General features: G+C 64.2%; 2 protein-coding genes and 1 pseudogene. 2 read left to right on the top strand and 1 reads right to left on the bottom strand.

Going from position 1 to position 2206, the window contains the following annotated elements; all coding sequences use genetic code 11:
- Positions 1-167: 167 nt before the first annotated feature.
- The gene (locus tag EOD07_RS31575) at positions 168-473 is read right to left on the bottom strand and encodes a hypothetical protein (RefSeq protein ID WP_073985212.1); all 306 of its coding nucleotides are present in this window, start codon (positions 471-473) and stop codon (positions 168-170) included.
- A gap of 148 nt (positions 474-621) precedes the next feature.
- Between EOD07_RS31575 and EOD07_RS31570 the strand changes: the two genes are divergently transcribed.
- Both EOD07_RS31570 and EOD07_RS38785 read left to right on the top strand, forming a co-directional pair.
- Entirely contained in the window at positions 622-1818 is a 1197-nt protein-coding gene (locus tag EOD07_RS31570) for a GGDEF domain-containing protein (RefSeq protein WP_127238060.1), read from the top strand.
- Between the two features lie 260 nt (positions 1819-2078).
- Positions 2079-2206 (top strand): annotated as a pseudogene (locus tag EOD07_RS38785) (GGDEF domain-containing protein); the annotation flags it as partial.

The following is a 2206-nucleotide window of genomic DNA, read 5'->3' as shown; positions in this document are numbered from 1 at the left end:
GATCAGCCGGGACCAGTTGGTCCAACGTTACCATCTCGAGCGCGGTCTGTTCGGGGGCGGGTCGCTTCAACATGACCCAGTGAATCAAAAACCCCCGGCTAACGCCAGGGGTTTGTCAGCAGTCTGAGGCCCGGACAGAACGTCCGGGCCTTTTGCTTTTCGGCCATCTACCTGCGGATGATCTCGTGGAATTCCTCGCGCCGACCGGGCTCGTCGGCGGCGACGACCAAGGCCAGCTGCCGCTCGTCGAAGATCCTGAACCATTCGTCCCATTCCACGAGCTCGTAGCCGCCGGTGTTGACCGGACGCTCCGGGCGGTCGGTGTCTTCATAGGCCTGCTGGCCGAACACCAGCCGCAGCATGGGCTGCGTTCCGGCCTCGGGCGAGACGTCGACGATGGCCGGGAAGCCGGCGCGCGCCGCCGCCCAGGAGCGGATTTCATCGTGGTTCGTCAAAGTGATCGTGTCGGCCATCTCGATTGTCTCCTGTCTGGCCGGACAACGCCGCTCCGGCAGGCCGGTTCCGCACGGCTTCACGGCGTATTTATCGGAGGCTTAACCGCTTGTTTGGGCTTGGCTCCTACTATCTCCCCTTGGGTAAGTTGGGGAAAGTCGCAGTCCTTTGGACACCGGTCTGCTCATAGCGCTGCTCAATCCGACGATAGCGCTGGCGCTCGGCGCTGCGTTCCTCGTGCTGTGGTCCTATCAGCGCCATCGTCCCTATCTGGCCGTCTTGGCGGCGAGCTATGCTCTCGCCGCGTCTGGTTTCCTGTTCCAGCACTTCACCCTCCCGGTCGGCCTGGCGCCGTCCAAGTTCCTCTCCAACCTGTGCTTCTGCGTTGCCGGGTCCTGTCTGGTTGGCGCCATTATCGCGCGCCAGGGCCGGCCCGTCCCCTATGCCGGGATCGCCGCGCTGGCGTTGGGCGGAATGACCGCATTCTGCTGGTTCCTGTTCGTTCAGCCGGACCTGACATGGAGGATCCTCGTCGTCAATTTCGCGCTTGGCGGCATCAGCCTGCTGGCCGCCGCTGAGCTGCGCGTGGTGCGCGGCAATGGCCCGACGGAAAAGATCTTGCTCGCGCTGGCGTTGCTTTCCGGACTGAACTTCTTCGTAAGGACGCTGGCCGTCATCATCGCGCACGGACCGTTCAAGGGCTATGACGAGCTCTATGCCTCGTCCTACTGGACGACGGCGCTACTGTCGCACGCGCTCTTGTCGCTGCTGATCGCGCTCTGCCTGTTCACCGCGGCGGCGCTCGACGTGATGAAGGCGCTGAAAGCCGAAACCCATACCGACCCGCTCTCGGGCATCCTCAATCGCCGCGGCTTCGAGGAGCGGGCGACCCTCTTGCTCGACCAGTGCGGCAAGGCCGGATTTCCCGTCGCCCTGGTGCTTGCCGATCTCGATCACTTCAAGGCGCTCAACGACCAGCATGGACATGAGGCCGGCGACCGCGTGATCGCCGATTTCGCCGCCAAGCTGCGTTCGGCCACCGGCGCGCGCGGGGCCGCCGGCCGTATCGGCGGCGAAGAGTTCGCCGTGCTTTTGCCGCTCAGCGACCTTGCCTCGGCAAGGCTGTTTGCCGAAGCGATCCGCGCCTTCTATTCGGCCGGCACGGTCGACGGCCTGCCGGCCGGCACCAGGGTCACCGCGAGCTTCGGCGTCGCCGCCCGCACCGACAAGGAAGGGCTGATGCCATTGATGCGACGCGCCGACGAGGCGCTCTACAAGGCCAAGAAGAACGGCCGCGACAGCGTGCGGCTTTCCTATGAGAGGCCAGAAACGAGTTTTGTCGCCGTGCGGCTTGCAGCTGGGTGATACAAGCGGACACCCGCGCCTTCGTCATCCTCGGGTCTGCGCGTCGCTTCGCTCCTTGCTTCGCCCGTGGATGACGATTGGGGGGATGACTCGGCCGATCGCGGAACCAGGCGATTGCCACTGACCTCTAAGCGGCGTTCCAAACGCTGACGACCGGACGGGCCTTGGCGGCTAATCGTCAAGGCCTGCGGTTCCGAGCTATAGCTGGCGTTAACGTGATTTTCGCCGGTCGATGATTTGCTCTCTTTCAAGGAGCAGACATGGGCAGCGCCGACTTCATATTGATGATCAACTTCGTCGTCGCCGGGCTGCTGGCGGCGGCGTTCATGGCGATTGCCGTCTATGATACCGGGCGCGTGTCGGCGCGCTGGCTTGCCCTCAGCTACCT

The organism is Mesorhizobium sp. M2C.T.Ca.TU.002.02.1.1, assembly GCF_003997225.1.
This window is presented reverse-complemented; position numbering and strand designations above follow the sequence as displayed.